Below are 19,203 nucleotides of genomic sequence, written 5' to 3'. Positions count from 1 at the left end.
CCTCTCTAGCCTCGATTGAACTGACGCAGGAAACGAACGTCGTTGGTATAAAAATGGCGGATGTCCTCTACCGCGTATTTGAGCATCGCAATTCGTTCTACACCCATACCGAATGCAAAGCCGCTGACTTCCTCAGGGTTGTAACCGGCCATTTCCAGTACGCGCGGATGTACCATACCAGCACCCAAAATCTCGATCCAGCCTGTTTGCTTACATACACGGCAACCGTGACCACCGCAGTTGAAGCATTGCAGGTCTACTTCTACGGAAGGCTCCGTGAACGGGAAGAAGCTTGGGCGCAGACGAATTTGCTGGTTTTCTCCAAACATTTGACGGGCAAAAGTCAAGAGGGTACCTTTCAAGTCACTCATCCCGATTTTTTTATCAATCACGAGACCCTCGATCTGCGTGAATTGGTGGGAGTGTGTCGCATCGTCATCATCGCGGCGATACACTTTACCCGGACAGATCATTTTGAGTGGAGTCTTGCCTTCTTTTTTCAACATCGTACGTGCTTGCACAGGAGATGTCTGCGTACGGAGCAGTAGCTCTTCCGTGACGTAGAACGTATCTTGCATATCGCGTGCCGGGTGATCTTTTGGCAGGTTCAGCATTTCGAAGTTGAAGTGGTCCATTTCTACCTCAGGACCTTCTGCCACCTCAAAGCCCAGACCGATGAAGATGTCTTCGATCTCTTCAATGATCCGAGAAAGCGGGTGCATGGTGCCTGCTGGTACTGGACGTCCTGGCAGTGTTACATCGATCGTTTGAGAAGAAAGCTTGGCATTCAGAGCTGCCTCTTCAAATGCTTTTTGTTTGCCAGAGAACGCTGCCTCGAGCGCTTCCCTTACTTCGTTTACCAGCTGACCGACAACTGGACGCTCTTCTGGGGACAAGCCGCCCATGCCGCGCAGCAGTTCTGTCAACCCACCCTTTTTCCCCAGGTATTTGACGCGCAAATCCTGAAGTTGTGCGGCTTCTGTCACTTGGCTGATTTGGCCCAGTGCGGACTCTTTCATTTCTTGCAACCGAGTTTGCACTTCGAATCGCTCCTTTATTTCTGTTTTGGAAAAAGAAAAACCCGCCCCTCAAAAAGGGACGAGTTACTTTTTTCTCGCGGTACCACCCTTGTTAGACAATTCGCTTCCGCCCTGTGACAAATCCATGACAATATCACTAGTGGAAAGAGACATTTGTCTCACTTCAGATCATTGGTAACGGGTATGACCCGGCTGCTCCTACTGCGCGAAAAGCGGTTCAGAGTGCGGCTTTGGAGTGAATTCGGCAGCTATCATGTTTAAGATGCTCGCAGTCTGTGACATCTTCTCCCTGAAAAACAGATAGGTCCTGCGTACTAGTCTCCGTCATCGCTTTACGGTATAATTATGACGTAAGGAAAATTATAGCGCAACAAGAGAGAACTTTCAATTCCACAAATGTTACATATCCAGAGAGTGTTTTCATGTGTATGTTACCCATTCGAAAGGGGATTTTGACATGATTGATAATGTTTCCGCCCTTTACGATAAGACAAGTATCTGCCGCCATTGCCAAGCGACCTTTTCGACCAAAAGAATCAGAAGCGGCACGTTGACGATGCTCCATCGCGACAGCGATTTTTATACCACTTTTAAAGAGCAATCTTTAAATCCCATTATATATACCGTCAATGTCTGCCCTGAATGCGGCTTTGCTTTTACGGATCAATTCCGGGACAAGCTCGCCCCCTGGCAAAAGCAGATTGTGGATGAACAAATCTCCTCGAAATGGAAGCCAAAAGATTTTGGCAAGGTTCGCCATGTACCAGAAGCCATTGTCAGCTACAAGCTTGCCATTTACGCAGCTGAAATAACGGATCAGCCCCATTCTGTAAAAGCCGGTCTGTATTTGCGCCTTGCATGGCTTTATCGATTCGAGAAAAATGTCGCGGAAGAAATGCGCTTTATCGATATGGCCGTGGAAGAATATGAACAATCGTATATTCATTCTGACTATACACGCGGTGACAAGGAAATGACCGAAGTCCGCTTGCTGTACTTGATTGGTGAGCTCTATCGCAGGCTCGAAAAGTATGATTTAGCCATCAAGTATTTCGGCAAAGCACTCGCGTTTCGCAACCACACCATCGAGAGCGGCATTATCCGGATGGCGCAAGATCAATGGCAACTCGCGCGTGAAGAGTATAAAGAGAAAAAGAACGAGCAAAAGATCGGCTAGTCATGCCGATCTTTTCTTTTGCGCTGTGCCTCATAGACAAATATTCCTGCCGCGACTGCCGCATTCAGTGACTCTGCTCCGCCGTAAAGCGGAATGTGGACGAATTGATCGGCTTTGGCAAACATCTCTTTGGAGACGCCTCTTCCTTCATTGCCGATGACCATTGCCGTCAGACCAGCATAATCAGCCTCGTCATAGGCAACACTGTTTTGCTCCAAAGAAGAAATGAGAACTCTCCCTCCCTTTGCCTTCCATTCATCAGCCGTCTCAACTAACGATTGCGTAAAGACTGGGATGCGGAACAGTGCCCCCATTGTGGCCCGTACCACTTTTCCATTGTAAATATCGACACTGCCACTTCCAAGTACGACACCATCTACTGCTGCCGCTTCTGCTGTGCGCAAAATCGTACCGAGGTTGCCAGGGTCTTGTATTTCGTCCAAAAAGAGGAGTAGCAAGCTTCCTTGTTCCTCTCTCTTCTTATCTACCCATTTTGCCCAATCTGCTGCTGTTTTTTTCACTTCGGCCACAATTCCTTGCGGTGACTTCGTTTCGGACAACTTCGCCAACACTGCCTCTGATGCAGCAATGACCTGGACAGCTTCCGGATGATTAGCCAGAGCACGTTGGCAGGCTGGGTCCATGTCACGCTGCTGATCGTAAATAACCGTGACTACCTCCGCCCCGCTTTTTAACGCCTCTTCTACCAGGTGTGCCCCTTCCACGAGAAAACGTTGCTGCTCTTCCCGTCCTTTCCGTGACAGCAACTGGTGCAATCGCTTTACCAGTGGGTTTTGTACCGAAGTAATGATTTCATTTGTCATAAACCTATGCCCGCTCCTCAAATTCGCGTAAGTCTTTGTTGTTCCCGATCACCACAAGCACGTCGCCGTATTGGATGACTTCATCCGGGCTAGGAGCGATGTTGAATTTATCTCCGCTTTTGATGGCAATAACGTTGACCTCGTATTTTTTCCGAATATCCAGTTGCCGCAAGTTTTGACCGACCAGCTTGGACGACACGACTACCTCGGCCACGCTGTAATCCTCTGCCAGCTCAATAAAGTCAAGTACATTCGAAGAGATCAGATTGTGGGCGACCCGAACTCCCATGTCACGCTCAGGGAATACGACACGGTCAGCTCCCACTTTGTACAATACTTGTCCATGACGCTCATTCTGTGCTTTTGCCACGATCTTTTTGACACCCAAGTCTTTCAGCGTCAAAACTGTCAGGATGCTCGCCTGAATATCGACCCCAATGGCCACGACGACTACATCGAAATTACGGATGCCGATTTCCTTCAAGGCACGTTCATCCGTAGAATCCGCTGCTACCGCGTGCGTTACGTATTGAATATTTTCGTTAATACGCTCCTCGTTCTCATCTATACCCATCACTTCATAATCCATCTCGTACAGCGTTCTCGCCACGCTAGAACCAAAACGTCCCATCCCGATAATGGCAAATTGCTTGGACATGTTAATCTTCCCCTTTACGGAACTTACCAATAACAAGCATTATAGCACAACCAAAACATCCCCCACAAAACGGTCATGAACGTTTTGTACGAAAAGCATGGTATGCACAAATCAGCGTTTACAAATACTATTTCTTGAATTCATTCTCAAAAGAGAGGTGCAAGCACGGTCATGAACATTGCCTCACTCAATTTACGTCAAGCGATCATGTACAAAATGCAAGGCTCAGATCCAAACGCAGTGGAAGAGACCATCAGTGATGCCATCGCCAGCGGTCAGGAGAAGACACTGCCGGGGTTAGGTGTTTTGTTTGAAGTTCTGTGGCAAAACAGCGATGCTTCCTCACGCCAATCCATGATTACGACTATCGCGGAACACTTGCCTGAACAAGCCGAAAAGCCGATCTAACCATTTCTTCTTTTCGAACAAACATGCTTCAAAGGGAGGGGCTATTACGTCCCTCCCTTTTCATTGTTCACTTCTCGACCTTTGTTGAACTGATTGCGCATGAATTGGGTGATTGCCAGCAAGATAGGGATGATGATGGTGATCAAATATCCTATGTTGGTAAAATACTGTGTAAAAGAAAACAGCTCCACTATATTTTGCGGCACTAATGTCAGGAAAAAAAGGGGCACCATGATCACAATCGCGGTGATTTGCTGAAAACGAATGCCTTTGTGAAACAAGCGCCGCAATGAAAAAATCGTCGCGTACAGCATATTCCCGATCGTTGTAAATACAGAAGCAACCCAAATCGCGAGAAAGGCGGACTCAAAACGCTCCAAAAACCAGCCGGTTTTCTGCGTTACCTTGACCAGTTCAAGCGTAGGCCACACCAGCCTCTGCAATTCTTCATAGCCAAATACAGTAATGCCTGCGACAACTGTGATCACATAAATGACAAGAGCAAAACTCATACCTGTCATGCTGGCTACCCCTAGCCTTGCCCCGGGAATAGCGAAGGCAAAATAAACCATTAACAACTCATATCCGGTATAAAGCGTATACGTATTCAGACCCGTTTTCATGACATTTGTCCATGACTCGAATCGGAATGGCAATAAATTGTACCAATCTGCGTTCATGAAGGAGACGAGCGGAATCAAGAGAGACGGCAACAGGAGGAAAGGAATCAACAGCTCATTTACCCTTGCCACCACTTCAATCTCATGACAACAAAGAAACATGACCAACAACAGCAGCGTGATGATTATTACTTCCAGTGGCGTTTGCGGTAATACGGAGGTCACGACGACTTCCCCGAACAATCTGGCTGTGATTCCCGCATTGAGGAACTGATAGAGAATGAAGAGAAATATACACAGGGTACCGATGGCAACCCCAAATATCTTCGGCATAAATTCGACAAAGGTAAGACCGGGAAACTGGTTGCCTAAATAAACGATAGCCGCTACAGCCATGGACGCTATGAAACCACCTACAATGGGTCCCACCCACCCCATTTGATGAAGAAGTTCGGTTGCTGTTCTCGGGATGACGAGGATACCCACCCCGATCATCGAACTGACCATAATGCTTGTCAGTTGCCAGGTACCAAAATTACGTTTCTGATTCTCCACAGTGATCGCTCTCCTATTGCATTTCCATACCAAGACGGCGCAGCTTGATTGTGTATGTAACGCGAATCGGAAAATCCCTGAAATCTTTCTTCCAGTTGTGAGTTTTCCAGTAGTCTTGGTAATGCTTCGCACGCAGTGTAAGGCCCAGTTTCAAAATGTCGCTATTGTACTGCTTTTGTAATTGCTGCAATAGTTTTTTTGCGCGATTTTCCATTTCTTTTTGAATAAGCGTTTGCATTTGTAAGATGAATTGCTCCGCAGGAATGTTCAGGTCTTCTGTGAGTTCGACAATATCTCCTTGAAGCTCGCAATGATAGGTAGCGGAAGAGGATTTGTGAATGATCACCTTTTTTTTTGCGAAATGCGGACGAAAACTCACATATCCATTCTTGGTTTTCGGCAACGGAATGACAATGTCTCCACCTGGTTTTTCATTACGTAGCTGAAGCAATATCCATGACTGTATGTGATCCAATATCCCCACCATCTTGTGTCCGCGAAAAACAGCAACCCCTTTCCAGCTCACCTCGTTCTTTCTGGCCTCTACATAATTCAAAAACGGCTCCATGGTTAGATTAGAGGTCTGATTGAAATAGTCGCCCAGCGTTTGGTCTGGAATTCTTCCTAATTTCATCCCATTTTCGATCAGCCCCATCATATAGACGACTGGAATCGGCTCGATTCTCGGTTTTATCTCCAGCAAGGTAGATGCTTTGCCCTTCACGACGATCGGCCACAGAAGTCGCCGTATTTGCGGTTCGCGACGAAAACTGTCCATGATGTCTTGGATTCCCTTTCTGGCGACCTCCTCACTTACGGCAAGAATACGGGTATGTCCAAGAAACAATCGCTGGTTCATCCGCATTTGCAAGTTATTGGAAGCATCTGTCACCGTTCTTCCTGTCACGCTCATGATTTTCACGGCATCCGCATTATTTCCTCCACCCTTCCCGCCACTCCCAGCGATTTTCATAGGAATTGGAATTTGGACGGTCATTTTGTACAGATTTTCATTTTTTTCATCCTGATCTATCGCAATGGCCAACACCGATGCACGTTCTTCCAATTCACGTCTATCCCAGCACCCTGTCAGCAGGATGGTAGAAATGATCAACAAAGCGAAGTATCTAAGAGATTTACCCATCGATATTCCGCCCCTCTCGTCGGGTCACCATGTCACGAATGAGGATTGCTCCCCAGTAAACAGCAGGGATCAGCAAATTAATGACCAGGCTAGACAATCCCAGCAACGACGCCACCCTAAATACTTCCATGATGTTTTGTGGAATGAGGGCAAAGAAGAATAAAGGGATGAGAAGGACTGTAGCCACGATTCTTTGAAATCTGATTCCCTTACGAAACAACTGTCTCAATGAATAAACAACAACGTAATACGCATTGGCTACCGTAGTAAAAACAGCCGATACCCACACTGCCAAAAAAGCGGATTCCAATCGTTCCAAGATCAATCCTGGCACCTGCGTCGTCTTGACCAATTCTAGTGTCGGCCACGTCACCCTCTGTAGCTCTTCGTAACCAAACACTGAAATACCAGCAACCACAATTAACATATAGAGTGATGCTGCAATTAATAAACTGTAAAGTCCCGCCAATTCCCTGTTCGTGTTTTGTTGCGCATAGGCGAAAAAGACGAACATAATTTCAAAACCAGAATAGGAATAAATTCCTTCGTACACTCCTGCTACCATTGAACGGATTGACACATGATTAATCGGCAGGAGATTCCCAATTTCCGCCTTTTGGAACGACGCAATCGCGATAAAAAGAAGTGGAAAGATAATAAAAGGAAACAGCAGCTCGTTCACTCGTGCTACTACTTCCACCTCATGCATGCACAAAAATAGTATCAATAAAAACATTGACATGAGTATAACTTCCAACGGAGTCTGTAAAAGAACGGAAGTCACAACCACTTCACCAAATACACGCGAAACGACGGCCGTGGAGAAATACAGGTATACCAGATAGATACAAATCCAGGGGAGGCTGAAAACTTTGCCCACCCAAGGCCGTTTGGCAGATCCCCACACCTTATGACTATATTCAATAAAGGTTTCACCTGGATAGCGCTTGCTCAATTTGACAATTAACCATAAGGAGACATAAGCACCTGCTGAGCCAATCAGAGGAGCGATCCAGCCTGCCTCAAATAATTTCGAACTGGTTGTGCGAGGAAGGGTCAAAACGCCGACACCGATTAAGGTACTTGTCATGAGACAAATTTGCTGCCACATCGATAGATTATGATGCCAGCTGTGCCCCTCCCTCCTGTTCATTTCTGGTTCTCCTCCTCTCTGATCCGGATTTTATCTTGAACATGAAACATCATCGGTCTTGTCTTCATCATGTGATGGGGTGCCCGTAAGAACAAGTCCTTCATTCCATTCAGGTTGAGCGGACTAAGCGGGCTCATATAGGGTACTCCAAACGATTTCAGTGAAGACAAATGAATGAGGATGACAATCAAAAACAGCATAATACCGTATAGACCAAACATTCCTGCCAGAATCATAACCGGAAAGCGTAGCATCCGAATGGCAATCGCCGCACTGTAACTCGGAGATGCGAACGAGCCGATGGTCGTCACAGCCACGATAATCACCATGACAGGACTGACAAGCCCGGCCGTTACCGCTGCTTCTCCGACCACGAGTGCTCCAACAATCCCGATCGTAGGACCGATTGGCCCCGGCAGCCTCACACTCGCTTCCCTCAATATCTCAATGGCCAACTCCATAAACAGAGCTTCGACTAAAGAAGGGAATGGAACGGTAGATCGCCCTGCCGCCATCGCAATGACCAGTCGAGAAGGGATCATCTCTGGATGAAATGAACTAAAAGCGATATATAGAGAAGGTAGCAACAAAGCGATGCTGATACTGATAATCCGAATGAAACGAATTAAGGTCGCGATATAAAATCGCTCGTAATAATCCTCTGGACTCTGATAAAACTGTGAAAACACAGCCGGAGCAATCAATCCGAACGGAGTACCATCTACCAGAATGCCTACTTTCCCTTCCAAAAGATTGGCCACTACTTTGTCAGGGCGCTCCGTATTTTGAATTTGCGGGAAGGGGGACCATCTCCGATCCTGGATCATTTGTTCGATGTACCCGCTCTCCAGCACAGAATCCACACGAACATTACTCTCTATTCGCGCAATCACTTCCTCCACCATCGGGGGATACGCAAGACCCTCGATGTACATGATGTAAACGTCAGTCTGTGTTCGTTCACCGACCACCATATGACGCACTCTGAGATTGGGGTCCTTCAAACGAAAACGGATCAGGGCTGAATTCACGCACAATGTCTCACAAAAACCATCGCGTGGCCCTCGTACGACTGATTCCGTCTGAGGCTCTTCTACCGAACGCCTGTCCCAACCTCTCGTATTATTCAAGTAAGCATTTTGACACCCATCAATGATCAGTACCGCGCATCCAGACAAAATATTTCGGACGATCTGCCTCAGTTTGTCTGTCAAATCCAGCTCATTTGTCGCCGGATCATTATAGGTGATATCAGGAGTCGTCATATAGCGAATAATAAAATCACTGATGACATTGCGATCCACCATGCCATCTATAAAAACGATAGCGGCTTGAGCCTTCGTCTTCGTTTGAAATCGACGAACGACAAGATCATCACACTTTCCAAACTGCGCTTGAATCAATTGGATGTTTTCTTCCAAATTTGTTGTGAGCGCAACATCGGACACGCTTTCCATGCTCTTGTCGGAGTGCTGCTCCAACGCTTTTGACTGGAGGGCTTCTTTTCTTTTTTTCCATGCTTGAAAAAACTGGCTCAAGCTGCTCACCCTTATCCATGGAATGTAGACTGTCTACAGGTACGGATAGTGTGCCCAATAATGGAAAGAAAATCCCGTAAAAGGCGTATTACAAAAGAAAAACAGGTCCAACCTAAGTCGGACCTGTTACGCAACCACCTCGCGCTTGTTTTCAAATTTTTCGTAGCTCTTCTCTAACATGATCGTTTTTAAGATCTGGACACTTTCCCAAACCTCTGTATAAGTCGTATAGAAAGCAACGGGGGCTAACCGGATGATGTTTGGGGCACGGAAGTCAGGAATTATGCCCGCTTCCTTCAATGCCTTGCATATACGTATGGCCTCGTCGTGCTCAAGGCTGACATGCCCACCCCGACGATCATCCTGCTGTGGGTTCGCAATCGTAAAACCCATGTCGGCTAGCTCCACCTCGATCAAATCCATCATGAACCGCGTTAAGCTGAGCGACTTGGCACGAAGCTTTTCCACGGACACCTCCTGGAACATTTCCAAAGAACCAAGCAGTGGGGCGAGACTCAGCATATGTGGGGTACCGATCTGGTACGCGCCCGCACTTTCACATGCATCCAGCTTATGGTCCATGTCAAATTGCTTATCCTTTTTCGAGCTGAACCATCCCGCCAATCCAGGAGTTCTGCCAAAATGCTTGCGGTTGACATATAGGCTACCCACGCTTCCAGGCCCTGCATTTACATATTTGTAGTTGCACCAGTAGGCAAAGTCCACTTCCCATTTGCTGAAGGAATGCGGGATCGCTCCTACAGAATGACATCCGTCAAACCCAATCAGAATGCCTCTCTCATGCGCGGCTGCTGTCAAGCGTTCAATATCGAGCAACTGGCCGCTGCGATACAGGACAGTAGGGAGGACAACCAGTGCGACTTCATCCGACATCGCATCGATAATATCCTCTTCTTCAATCAGACGACCATCTCTTGACTCTACCCGAACCAAATGCTCTTCCGGGTCCAGTCCATGGAGCTTCATTTGACTCTGTAGTGCGTATATATCGGTAGGAAAATCCAGTTCAGTGGCAACGACCTTCGTCCTCTTCCCAACCGGATGATAAAAGGTAGCTGCGAGCTGATGCAGGTTGATCGTCGTAGAGCCCGTGACAATCACTTCCTCGGGGCTTGCCCCTACAAGTGCTGCGCTCATCTCTGCCAATTTCTCCGAAAAGAAAAACCACGGATGAGTACCCGTTGTCCAGCCTTCCACACCCAGTTCCTTCCAAGACTGCATCATATCCATGACGCTCTTTTCCGCTCTTTTTGACATGAGGCCAAGCGAGTTACCATCCAAATACAGACTCGAAAGCAGATAAAACTCTTCGCGATAGCTCGCGAGTTCGTCCTGTGCATCCAGTTGCTGTGCGTACGTTTTCGTCAAGGGGCTTGATTGAGACATAGCTACCTCCTCAGCTTGTTCTATCGTTACCCTTATTATAGGCTGAATTTTCAAACAAGAGAATCACATTTTCAAAAAGAAAATCCCGTGCCCCTACGACACGAGATTCTTATCCAAATATAGTTGTATTACCCAAATGACTAGGAAGATTTGCGCGATGCAAAAGAGCGGGAGCAGGATGCGAAAAGAGGTATGCTTCGTCTTATGCCGTTGAATGAGCATACCCTCCAGCGCACCAATCCCTCCTCCTAAAAATGCGACCAACAAAAGGCTCAGTTCCGGAACCCGAAAACCTTTTTCTTTAGCCAGACGCTTGTCTGCCTGCATCAGGTAATAAGCATAGCCATTCAGCAGTAAAGCTCCTCCAGCCAGCACCCAGACATTTGAATTGAAGTATCCTGCCATGAGGAGGGCCCAGCTAATCACGAGCACCAACACGAAATTGCGGCGGTGGGCAGCTAATTGTTCATGGTACATTTGTTATTCTCCTTTTGCCCGATATGCCCGATTTCCCATAAACTGCTTGCGTACAAAGAATACCACAGCCAATACAACCACGATCACCAGCAAAGCGTAGAAACCGTATTTACGGATGACTTCGATAATAGCTTCCACGTTATTACCGAATACATGGCCGAGAAAGTAAAAGGCGATGGTCCAAACCAACCCGATCGGATATGACAGCATCGCATATCGCCGGAACGTCATACCGCCCAGGCCGACCAAATAAGGTACGACATGGCGGACAACCGGAAATAGGTAGCTGATGCAGAGGGCAGTAGTTCCATACTTCTCCAGCAAGCCCGTTGATCGATTCACCGCGTTCCTCATTTTCTCGGTTTTGCACAGCCATTGCAATATCGGTTTCCCAAAGTACTTTCCAAGTAAAAAGCCAATCGTCAATCCGGAGGCAACCCCTAAATATCCCGCCAAAAAAGAATACCAAGGGTTTAACACGCCAATGGAGGCAAGAAATCCTCCTGTAGCGACAACCAGCTCATCGGGAATCGGCAAACCTACAATCCCAAGCCAAAGCATGAAAAAAATCGCTACGTAGCCGTATTGCTCTATGATGGACATTAGCAGGTCGACTTCCATGAGGCAAAATCCCCTATCCTTGCCACAGTGCGGTCATTTCTTGACATACTAGCAGCTATGGCATCGCACGATATCTGACTCTATGTATTACGTTATGAACCTCAAAAATGGTACTTGTTTATTTTGCAATAGATGTACGTATTTTATCAAGCACAGATACAACAAGCGACTCTATCCTGATAGATGCTTGAGCGCTTCACGCCTGGACAAACTCGCAAGTGGAGTCGCTTCTACAAATTCACGTACGGCTTTGGGATTTGTTTTCGCATACTCTCTCAACGCCCAGCCAATTGCCTTCTGAATAAAAAAGTCTTTGGAATCCGAGCTTCTTTCCACCAAGGAAAAGAGCAGCCGCTGATCTGTCTTATCCTTGTACGACAGTTGAAATAAAATCGCTGTACGTTGCAGCCACATGTTGGTTCCATTCATCCAAGCTGTCGTATTCGATACAATCAGTTCGGGATGCAAGGCGAACAATTTGCCTGTTGTATGGGAAGCCAAATAATCTACGGTATCCCACCACGATTTTGTCGTAATGAGTTCGACAACGAACGGGAGATGGTCAGGGGTGAGACGCTTTTTGGACTTCTCGAGTACGTCAAGCGCTACATACTGGTACTCTCGCGCTGGCAAATCCCACAAGGAACGAACGACCTGCTCCCAATTTTCGGGTACGCCATAATCACGAAAGATTTGTTTGGTCAGTTCTTTGCGCTGTGGTGATTTGATCCCCAGAAAAGAAAAATGATTTTTCATGTACTGCGCCATGGGGCCAGCCACAGTCGAATCACCATGTGCACGCAACCGTTCCTCGACAGCCTCCGTATACGTGCTTGCATTCATCTGCGTCTCCTCCTCCCATCCCATCTGCTCATCCGGTCATTTAGCCTGCTACTTGGACATCCTGCTTGACGACAGCAAAAGCATTTTGCTCTTCATCTTTGTACGGATAATACACGACGAGTATAAAATCTCCCTCGACAAGCTCACCGGTCTCCAGCCATTTTTCAATGTCAAAGGTCACCTTGGCAGTCAGCGTGTGTTTGAAATAATCTTTTTCCAATGCTGCATGTGCCGCAAAATCATCGCGGAGTCGCTCACGCTGCTCAGTTAGCACAGCAAACGTCTGTTGCATCTCTTCCTTGTCCATGACATCCTCCCACCACAGCTTGCGGGGACGATGCTTCTGGTTGCGCAGGAAATCGAATTTCATCATGCTAAGTACATGGTCCATTCCTTCCACTTGCTGGAATTGCAAAAACTTCTGCAAACGCACGAACAAATCCTCTAATTGATGACCAATACGGCTCCAGCCTTGACTTTCCCAATAATCGCCAAATGCCTGAAAAAAATCGAAAGCCGTTTCGAATTGATTTGCCAACAACCATTCCACTGTATAATCCATCCGGTGTGCATTCCAGTACTTTTCCAGAATGTCTTCTACACGCTTGATTTTTTGCATGTCATCAAAGGAAAGGACGTTGTTTCCCAAAATTTCGTAAGGAGCCTCATCCATAAAAATATAGCCATGATTAGCCGCACGCGCACGAACACCTGTCCCGCGCAGCATTTTCAAAAAGCCAAGCTGAAGCTCCTCCGGACGCAGACCAAACACGTCGTTGAAGGTTTTGCGGAAGGACGCATAATCTTCCTCAGGCAAACCAGCGATCAAATCCAAATGCTGATCGATTTTTTTCGAATCCTTGATCTGTGTCACTGTACGCGCAAGGCGATCGAAGCGCTGAATCCGCTGAACAAGGCGGTTGGTCTCATCATTCGTGGACTGAACCCCAATCTCGAAGCGAAAAATGCCTGGAGGTGCGTTCTCTGTCAAGAAGTCGAGTACGTCCGCGCGCAAAATGTCTGCCGTGATCTCGAATTGAAAGATCGTTCCATTGTGGTTATCGATCAAAAACTGAAAGATTTCCAAGGCATATTTCTTATTGATGTTAAACGTTCGATCCACGAACTTGATCGTTTTGACGCCGTGATTGATCAAACGCATGAGATCTTCTTTTACTCGTTCGAGACTGAAATAGCGTACGCCGTCTTCAATCGAAGACAGACAGTATTGACATTTAAACGGACAGCCACGAGATGCCTCAAAATAGACGACGCGGTTGTTCAACTCGTCCAGATGATCCGCGTAAGGGGAAGGAATGCTGTCCATCTCTTCAACTTGCGCACGCGGCATGGAAAAACGTACGTACTCCTCTTCGCGATAAGCGATTCCGGCAACATCTCGCAGGCGTGGAGGCTGCTTGGTTTGCAATGATTCCTGATACACCTGCAAAAGCTCCAAGAAGGTCTGCTCTCCTTCACCAATGCAGATGACATCGATTTCAGGATGCTTCTTCATCCATTCGTCCGCGTCATAGGTCACTTCTGGTCCGCCAAGGATAATCGGAACATCCGGGCAAATCTTTTTCAGCGTGCGCATGACACTGAGCGTCTCGCGAATGTTCCAGATATAACAGGAAAATGCAACGACATCGGGCTTGCGCTTGTGTATATCTGCTACTATATTTAACGTCACATCGTTGATGGTATACTCCACCAGCTCAATCGAAGGAAATGCTTCCTGAGCATAGCTTCGCAAATAACGCAAAGCGAGTGAGGAGTGAATAAACTTGGCGTTTAAGGTCGATAGTAAAATCTTCATGGATGGGTCTACTCTCCTTGCAAAATTCGGCACCAAAAAACCATCTGCAATCGATGGTTCAGGTCTGACCGATCTTTTTCCTTTCGTAACAGTACCATACGAGGCTAGTAACGGCAAATCGTTAACGGTTTAATTCGCGCACCACATGCCCCAGCTCCGGCACGATCAACCGATTCATCGCCAGTCGCACCGCACCTGTCGAGCCTGGCGTGGAAAAAATCATTTTCCCTTTCCGCGTCCCTGCAATCGCACGACTGAGCATCGCAGCCGAACCGATGTCTTCGGTAAAGCTCAACATCCGAAACAGCTCGCCAAATCCCGGCATTTCCTTATCGAGTAAGCCAGAGACAGCCTCAAAGGTGTTATCTCGGGGCGAAATGCCAGTACCGCCATTGAGAAGAATGACTTGAACGTCGTCATGTGCAATTCCCGCTTCGATCGCAGCAATGACCTGTACAGGCTCGTCCTTTACTATTTGATAGAGCGCTACGCTGTGACCGGCTTCAGTCAGAAGCTGCTTCATCAATTGTCCGCTTTTATCTGTATCCTCTGTCCGGGTATCGGAAACGGTAATGACCATGCATATGACTTGCTTGGGCGATAGCGCCTTGTGTTCCTGCGTACTCATCCGTATTTTCCTCATTTCTTCAATATATATCTTTTCTCATGATACCATGTTCGGGTTTCCAGTACCCTCGTCGTTCCTGAAACAATTTCTTCACTCCCTATACCCGAGATGCTTCGCTTTCCTATATAATGCTGATGACTGCTATTTTTTCGACAGACAAGGAGGCGTGCGCGAATGCCAGAGCGACCGTATTTTTCTTTTCATTTCCACAAACAATCGCACACACCGATCTATGTACAACTCGCTGAACAATTGAAAACAGCGATTTTGCGTGGTGCCTTTCTTGTAGATGGACAACAATTGATATCGCTGCGAGATATGAAAACAATTAGTGGTTGCTCGTTGGAGACAGTCAAAAAAGCATACGATCATCTTGCGTTGGAAGGCTGGCTGGAAGCTGTGCACGGCAAAGGTTATTACTTGACGCAGCTTGCTAAAGAAGCGCGTTTGGAAAATCGCCTCCCGCTCACAGATATTCCGATCGCTTCCCTGGCTGATTCCTCTCCTCGTCCAAGCGAAGAGCTGGTGAAGCGATTGCGTGGTGCTTTTTATGAGAGTCTGACTGTATTGGATGAACCGTCCGCCCAAAAGAAAATCAGACGTACACAAGCTGCCAAGGTTTTTGCTGATCACCTCGGCCGCCGGGGGCTTCCTCACTCACCTGAGCGCCTCCTGCTTTTTAATAGAAGCACGAGCGGCTTCGCCTTTCTTGCGCAGCGTGTCATGAGTGCACGTGATGTCGTCTATGTGGAGGAGTACAGCTATCCTGTATTTCTTCGACTGTTGAGCCAGTGCGGAATTACCGTTCGCCCGATTCGCATGGATGAAGAAGGCGTTTGTATTCAAGCTCTCACGGAAGAGCAGGAGCATTACCCTGCGAATTGGCTTTTGATTAACCCGCATTATCAATTTCCTACCGGTATCAGCTATTCGTTGAAACGAAAGGAAGATTTGCTCGAATGGGCGCAGAGCCACAACGTACGTCTTGTGGAAAACGACCATTATGGCGACCTCTGGTTTGAAGAACCGAGTGTTCCTTTGTACCAGATGGCTGCGCAGGCAAAAAGCCCAGTGGAGGTCTACTATCTGCATTCGTTGTCCAAAACGTTGGCTCGCGATCTACAATTGGGCGTACTGATGCTTCCTTCTGATTTATCGGATGACGAGTTGGAGCGCTATAGTCAGCTTGTTTCCATGACAGGAGCAGAGCCATCCTTGCTCGTCGTGGAATCCGCTGTTCGACTCCTCGATGATCCGTGGTTTTATGAAGAGTTTCTAACGGATCGTCGTGCTCTGTTCCAGACCCGCTTCCTGCGACTGTGGCAGGAAAAACGCCAGGCACTCCCCGATCATGCACGAATGTACCCTATTTCAGGGGGCTTAAATACGTGGATAAAATGGGGCACGCCAACCGCAAGAGCAACTGAACAAGAAGAGAGAGTCGTCGCTATTCTGCGTGAGGAAGGTCTCGAGCTGACTGGCGGTCATGCTTTTCGCGTAGCCGATGAGCCTGCCGATATTCTGCGCTGCCCGGCTGTCCGTTTCCCACTCGCTCCACTGGAAGAACGAGAGTTGAAACATTGGCTTCACCGATTGGGTGCTGCTCTTCTTCGGTAAGTTTTCCAAGGGAAATGCCATACTAAGAGATAGATTTCCCCTCTTTTCCTTTTCACTAGACTCGAAAAAAGCCGAGGTATAACCTGCTATGATTAAAAAAATCGTAGAAAAGCTTCACCTTGATCCACCAAAAACGCTGGTTCTTGGGTTTGCCTTGATTATCTTCTTGGGAGCGCTGCTTTTGACACTCCCGGTCGCTACAGTTGATGGAGTTGGTCTGCATTGGCTTGACGCTCTGTTTACAGCCACCTCTGCTACATGTGTAACAGGCTTGGTTGTCGTCGATACTGGAACGACTTTCACTACCTTTGGTCAACTCGTCATTTTGTCGCTCATCCAAATTGGCGGCCTCGGATTTATGACGTTCGCTACCTTTTTCGCACTGATTATGCGTAAAAGAATCTCATTGCGTGAACGGCTCATCCTGCAAGAATCGCTGAATCAGATGTCGATAGAAGGTGTCGTACGATTAGCCAAAATGATTCTGGTTTTTACTGCCCTTACTGAGTTTATAGGTGGAGTGCTTCTCTCTATTCGTTTTGCCTTTGACTTTCCTTTGAAAAAAGCGATCTACTTCGGCTTTTTCCATGCGATTTCTAACTTTAACAATGCTGGTTTTGACCTGATGGGCGAGTTCGCCAGCTTGACAGCCTATGTGGAGGACCCGCTCGTCAATCTCGTCGTCTGTCTGATGATCATACTTGGCGGTATTGGTTTCATCGTTGTCAGCGAGATATACGATTATCGTCATAACCGCCGCTTGTCACTACATACGAAAGTCGTACTGACAACAACCGGTCTTTTGATTACGGCAGGGACAGTGCTTATTTTTATTTTGGAGTACAACAATCCCAAAACGTTGCAGCCCCTATCCATGATGGGCAAAGTGCTCGGCTCCTTCTATCAATCGGTTACACCCCGTACGGCAGGTTCCAACACATTGAATATCGGGGATATGTATCAGTCGTCGCTTTTCCTCCTTATTATCCTAATGTTCATCGGTGCTTCTCCTGGCTCGACGGGAGGCGGTATCAAGACGACGACCTTTGCCACACTGATTGGCGCTGTTATTGCCCAAATTAAAGGAAAAGAAGATGTCATCTTCTTCCGGCAACGCATCCTGCCACACATGGTCTACAAATCGCTGACACTGACCATGATTGCCCTGTTCATTGTGCTTGTCATGACGATGGTCCTCTCGATTACTGAGACAGGAGCACGCTTTGAGATGATCCTATTCGAGGTTACTTCCGCTTTTGCTACGACCGGACTCTCTATGGGACTGACCCCTCATCTGACTCCGATCGGGAAAACGCTAATCATATTAACGATGTTTGCTGGTCGGCTCGGCCCCCTCACGATTGCCTTTGCCCTCGCACAACGCAAACAGAAGGAGTACTTCCGCTATCCAAAAGGGAGGATCACCATCGGATAAGCCGTATAAAAATGGAGAAAACCCTGCCAAAGCACCGAAAGGATTTTGGCAGGGTTTCGTTTTGTGTATGATTTATTGTTTTTGCCACTGTTTGGACAGCTCGTCGCGTACCAGTTGGCCCATCTCGATTGTACCAATCGCTTTGCTTCTATCTGCCGCGATATCGCCAGTGCGATGCCCTGCTTCCAGCACGGACCAAACTGCGTTTTCCACAGCTGCTGCCGCTTCATCCATTCCGAGAGAAAGGCGAAGCATCATCGCTACGGACAGAATGGTGGCCAGCGGATTGGCAATGCCTTTTCCAGCAATGTCAGGGGCAGAGCCATGAACCGGTTCATACAAGCCAAAGCTGCCTGCTGCCAGACTCGCCGAGGACAGCATCCCAATCGAACCAGTCAGCATCGCTGCCTGATCACTCAAGATGTCGCCAAACATGTTTTCCGTCACGATGACGTCAAACTGTTTTGGATCACGCACGAGCTGCATCGCGCAAGAGTCTACCAACTGGTGGGACAGCTCTACATCTGGATAGTCAGCCCCTACTCTCTCGGCTACCTTGCGCCAGAGGCGGGAGCTTTCGAGGACGTTTGCCTTATCTACAGATACGAGACGCTTTTGGCGTTTGCGCGCAATGTCGAAGCCTACTCGAATGATTCGCTCGACTTCCGCTTCATGATAGATGCACTGATCTTCTGCGACTTCACCGTTCGGACCATCATAACGTTTTTTCTCACCGAAATAAATCCCACCGGTCAGTTCACGTACAACGATCAAGTCAACGCCAGAAACAACTTCTGGCTTGAGGGTGGACGCTTCCACCAGAGAGCTGTGCATGGTAGCTGGGCGAATATTTGCAAACAAACCGAGTGCTTTGCGAATGCCCAGCAGCCCTGTTTCCGGACGAAGATGCCCAGGATTCTGGTCCCACTTCGGTCCGCCAACGGCTCCCAAGAGCACAGCATCCGCTTGCTTTGCCAGCGTTACCGTTTCTTCTGGCAACGGTGTTCCATCTGTATCGATTGCGATACCACCGATCCGGCCTTCTTCACATGTAAAAGTGACACCTTCAATTTCCCCTACGAGTGTAAGGACTTTGACCGCTTCCTGCATGATTTCTGGTCCAATACCGTCTCCAGGAAGAACGGCGATGCGATAATTTTTCTTCATCGTTTATCCCGCTTTTCTATACGTAATGGTTTCCGAACGCTGCTGGTTCCTATGATCCTATCCACATTTGAC

Annotated in this window: 18 protein-coding genes and 1 other annotated feature; of the genes, 4 read left to right on the top strand and 14 right to left on the bottom strand. The window is 47.6% G+C overall.

Annotated elements, in window-relative coordinates; genetic code table 11:
• Nucleotides 1-5: 5 nt before the first annotated feature.
• On the bottom strand, nucleotides 6-1,040 hold the full coding sequence (gene pheS / locus FO446_RS08625; protein ID WP_237900397.1) for a phenylalanine--tRNA ligase subunit alpha: 1,035 nt from the start codon (nucleotides 1,038-1,040) through the stop codon (nucleotides 6-8).
• A gap of 51 nt (nucleotides 1,041-1,091) precedes the next feature.
• Nucleotides 1,092-1,377: a binding site (T-box leader), on the bottom strand.
• Between the two features lie 120 nt (nucleotides 1,378-1,497).
• Here pheS and FO446_RS08620 point away from each other — a divergent pair.
• Nucleotides 1,498-2,217 (top strand): DUF2225 domain-containing protein, encoded by a 720-nt coding sequence (locus tag FO446_RS08620; protein ID WP_173608640.1) that lies wholly within the window; start codon nucleotides 1,498-1,500, stop codon nucleotides 2,215-2,217.
• Here FO446_RS08620 and FO446_RS08615 read toward each other — a convergent pair.
• Both FO446_RS08615 and FO446_RS08610 read right to left on the bottom strand, forming a co-directional pair.
• Entirely contained in the window at nucleotides 2,214-3,041 is an 828-nt protein-coding gene (locus FO446_RS08615; RefSeq protein ID WP_237900396.1) for a TrmH family RNA methyltransferase, read from the bottom strand. The genes FO446_RS08620 and FO446_RS08615 overlap by 4 nt on opposite strands.
• A 4-nt stretch (nucleotides 3,042-3,045) precedes the next feature.
• On the bottom strand, nucleotides 3,046-3,699 hold the full coding sequence (locus FO446_RS08610; RefSeq protein WP_007728524.1) for a potassium channel family protein: 654 nt from the start codon (nucleotides 3,697-3,699) through the stop codon (nucleotides 3,046-3,048).
• A 171-nt stretch (nucleotides 3,700-3,870) separates the two neighbouring features.
• On the opposite strand from FO446_RS08610, the gene sspI reads away from it, so the two are divergent.
• Nucleotides 3,871-4,107 (top strand): small acid-soluble spore protein SspI, encoded by a 237-nt coding sequence (gene sspI / locus FO446_RS08605; protein ID WP_047070986.1) that lies wholly within the window; start codon nucleotides 3,871-3,873, stop codon nucleotides 4,105-4,107.
• Between the two features lie 44 nt (nucleotides 4,108-4,151).
• On the opposite strand, the gene FO446_RS08600 is transcribed toward sspI, so the two are convergent.
• The 10 genes from FO446_RS08600 to FO446_RS08555 form a co-directional block, all read right to left on the bottom strand.
• A complete protein-coding gene (locus FO446_RS08600) occupies nucleotides 4,152-5,282 on the bottom strand; it encodes a GerAB/ArcD/ProY family transporter (protein WP_237900394.1) in 1,131 nt (376 codons plus the stop codon).
• Between the two features lie 13 nt (nucleotides 5,283-5,295).
• Entirely contained in the window at nucleotides 5,296-6,426 is a 1,131-nt protein-coding gene (locus FO446_RS08595; RefSeq protein WP_237900391.1) for a Ger(x)C family spore germination protein, read from the bottom strand.
• The gene (locus FO446_RS08590; RefSeq protein WP_221867735.1) at nucleotides 6,419-7,579 is read right to left on the bottom strand and encodes a GerAB/ArcD/ProY family transporter; all 1,161 of its coding nucleotides are present in this window, start codon (nucleotides 7,577-7,579) and stop codon (nucleotides 6,419-6,421) included. Before FO446_RS08590 ends, FO446_RS08595 begins: the two co-directional genes overlap by 8 nt.
• Complete coding sequence (locus FO446_RS08585) at nucleotides 7,576-9,117, bottom strand: spore germination protein (RefSeq protein WP_232774246.1); 1,542 nt, start codon at nucleotides 9,115-9,117, stop codon at nucleotides 7,576-7,578. The genes FO446_RS08590 and FO446_RS08585 overlap by 4 nt, the downstream gene beginning before the upstream one ends.
• 126 nt (nucleotides 9,118-9,243) lie before the next feature.
• Nucleotides 9,244-10,524: a kynureninase gene (gene kynU, locus FO446_RS08580; RefSeq protein ID WP_237900389.1), complete on the bottom strand. Its 1,281-nt coding sequence runs from the start codon at nucleotides 10,522-10,524 to the stop codon at nucleotides 9,244-9,246.
• 93 nt (nucleotides 10,525-10,617) lie between these two features.
• Complete coding sequence (locus tag FO446_RS08575; protein WP_173608647.1) at nucleotides 10,618-11,001, bottom strand: DUF1294 domain-containing protein; 384 nt, start codon at nucleotides 10,999-11,001, stop codon at nucleotides 10,618-10,620.
• 3 nt (nucleotides 11,002-11,004) lie between these two features.
• Entirely contained in the window at nucleotides 11,005-11,622 is a 618-nt protein-coding gene (locus FO446_RS08570) for a DedA family protein (protein WP_088906555.1), read from the bottom strand.
• Nucleotides 11,623-11,793: 171 nt separating this feature from the next.
• Entirely contained in the window at nucleotides 11,794-12,465 is a 672-nt protein-coding gene (locus FO446_RS08565) for a DNA alkylation repair protein (protein WP_173608648.1), read from the bottom strand.
• 40 nt (nucleotides 12,466-12,505) lie between these two features.
• Nucleotides 12,506-14,284: a B12-binding domain-containing radical SAM protein gene (locus FO446_RS08560; RefSeq protein WP_237900386.1), complete on the bottom strand. Its 1,779-nt coding sequence runs from the start codon at nucleotides 14,282-14,284 to the stop codon at nucleotides 12,506-12,508.
• 121 nt (nucleotides 14,285-14,405) lie between these two features.
• Nucleotides 14,406-14,912, bottom strand: a complete 507-nt coding sequence (locus tag FO446_RS08555; RefSeq protein WP_173608650.1) for a MogA/MoaB family molybdenum cofactor biosynthesis protein — start codon at nucleotides 14,910-14,912, stop codon at nucleotides 14,406-14,408.
• Nucleotides 14,913-15,086: 174 nt separating this feature from the next.
• Here FO446_RS08555 and FO446_RS08550 point away from each other — a divergent pair, with 174 nt between their 5' ends.
• The gene (locus FO446_RS08550; protein ID WP_173608651.1) at nucleotides 15,087-16,529 is read left to right on the top strand and encodes an aminotransferase-like domain-containing protein; all 1,443 of its coding nucleotides are present in this window, start codon (nucleotides 15,087-15,089) and stop codon (nucleotides 16,527-16,529) included.
• Nucleotides 16,530-16,617: 88 nt separating this feature from the next.
• Nucleotides 16,618-17,964 (top strand): TrkH family potassium uptake protein, encoded by a 1,347-nt coding sequence (locus tag FO446_RS08545; protein WP_056496231.1) that lies wholly within the window; start codon nucleotides 16,618-16,620, stop codon nucleotides 17,962-17,964.
• A 72-nt stretch (nucleotides 17,965-18,036) separates the two neighbouring features.
• On the opposite strand, the gene leuB is transcribed toward FO446_RS08545, so the two are convergent.
• On the bottom strand, nucleotides 18,037-19,131 hold the full coding sequence (leuB, locus tag FO446_RS08540) for a 3-isopropylmalate dehydrogenase (RefSeq protein ID WP_237900384.1): 1,095 nt from the start codon (nucleotides 19,129-19,131) through the stop codon (nucleotides 18,037-18,039).
• Nucleotides 19,132-19,203: the final 72 nt, after the last annotated feature.

This window comes from Brevibacillus brevis, from assembly GCF_022026395.1.
Classification (GTDB): domain Bacteria; phylum Bacillota; class Bacilli; order Brevibacillales; family Brevibacillaceae; genus Brevibacillus.
This window is presented reverse-complemented; position numbering and strand designations above follow the sequence as displayed.

Excerpts from the sequence above, each read along its gene's own strand:
- FO446_RS08550 (WP_173608651.1), top strand. The coding sequence starts at position 15,087 with ATGCCAGAGCGACCGTATTTTTCTTTTCATTTCCACAAACAATCGCAC.
- FO446_RS08610 (WP_007728524.1), bottom strand. The coding sequence starts at position 3,699 with ATGTCCAAGCAATTTGCCATTATCGGGATGGGACGTTTTGGTTCTAGC.
- FO446_RS08565 (WP_173608648.1), bottom strand. The coding sequence starts at position 12,465 with ATGAATGCAAGCACGTATACGGAGGCTGTCGAGGAACGGTTGCGTGCA.
- FO446_RS08555 (WP_173608650.1), bottom strand. The coding sequence starts at position 14,912 with ATGAGTACGCAGGAACACAAGGCGCTATCGCCCAAGCAAGTCATATGC.
- kynU (WP_237900389.1), bottom strand. The coding sequence starts at position 10,524 with ATGTCTCAATCAAGCCCCTTGACGAAAACGTACGCACAGCAACTGGAT.
- leuB (WP_237900384.1), bottom strand. The coding sequence starts at position 19,131 with ATGAAGAAAAATTATCGCATCGCCGTTCTTCCTGGAGACGGTATTGGA.
- FO446_RS08560 (WP_237900386.1), bottom strand. The coding sequence starts at position 14,284 with ATGAAGATTTTACTATCGACCTTAAACGCCAAGTTTATTCACTCCTCA.
- FO446_RS08570 (WP_088906555.1), bottom strand. The coding sequence starts at position 11,622 with ATGGAAGTCGACCTGCTAATGTCCATCATAGAGCAATACGGCTACGTA.
- FO446_RS08620 (WP_173608640.1), top strand. The coding sequence starts at position 1,498 with ATGATTGATAATGTTTCCGCCCTTTACGATAAGACAAGTATCTGCCGC.
- FO446_RS08590 (WP_221867735.1), bottom strand. The coding sequence starts at position 7,579 with ATGAACAGGAGGGAGGGGCACAGCTGGCATCATAATCTATCGATGTGG.
- FO446_RS08615 (WP_237900396.1), bottom strand. The coding sequence starts at position 3,041 with ATGACAAATGAAATCATTACTTCGGTACAAAACCCACTGGTAAAGCGA.
- sspI (WP_047070986.1), top strand. The coding sequence starts at position 3,871 with ATGAACATTGCCTCACTCAATTTACGTCAAGCGATCATGTACAAAATG.
- FO446_RS08545 (WP_056496231.1), top strand. The coding sequence starts at position 16,618 with ATGATTAAAAAAATCGTAGAAAAGCTTCACCTTGATCCACCAAAAACG.
- FO446_RS08575 (WP_173608647.1), bottom strand. The coding sequence starts at position 11,001 with ATGTACCATGAACAATTAGCTGCCCACCGCCGCAATTTCGTGTTGGTG.
- FO446_RS08595 (WP_237900391.1), bottom strand. The coding sequence starts at position 6,426 with ATGGGTAAATCTCTTAGATACTTCGCTTTGTTGATCATTTCTACCATC.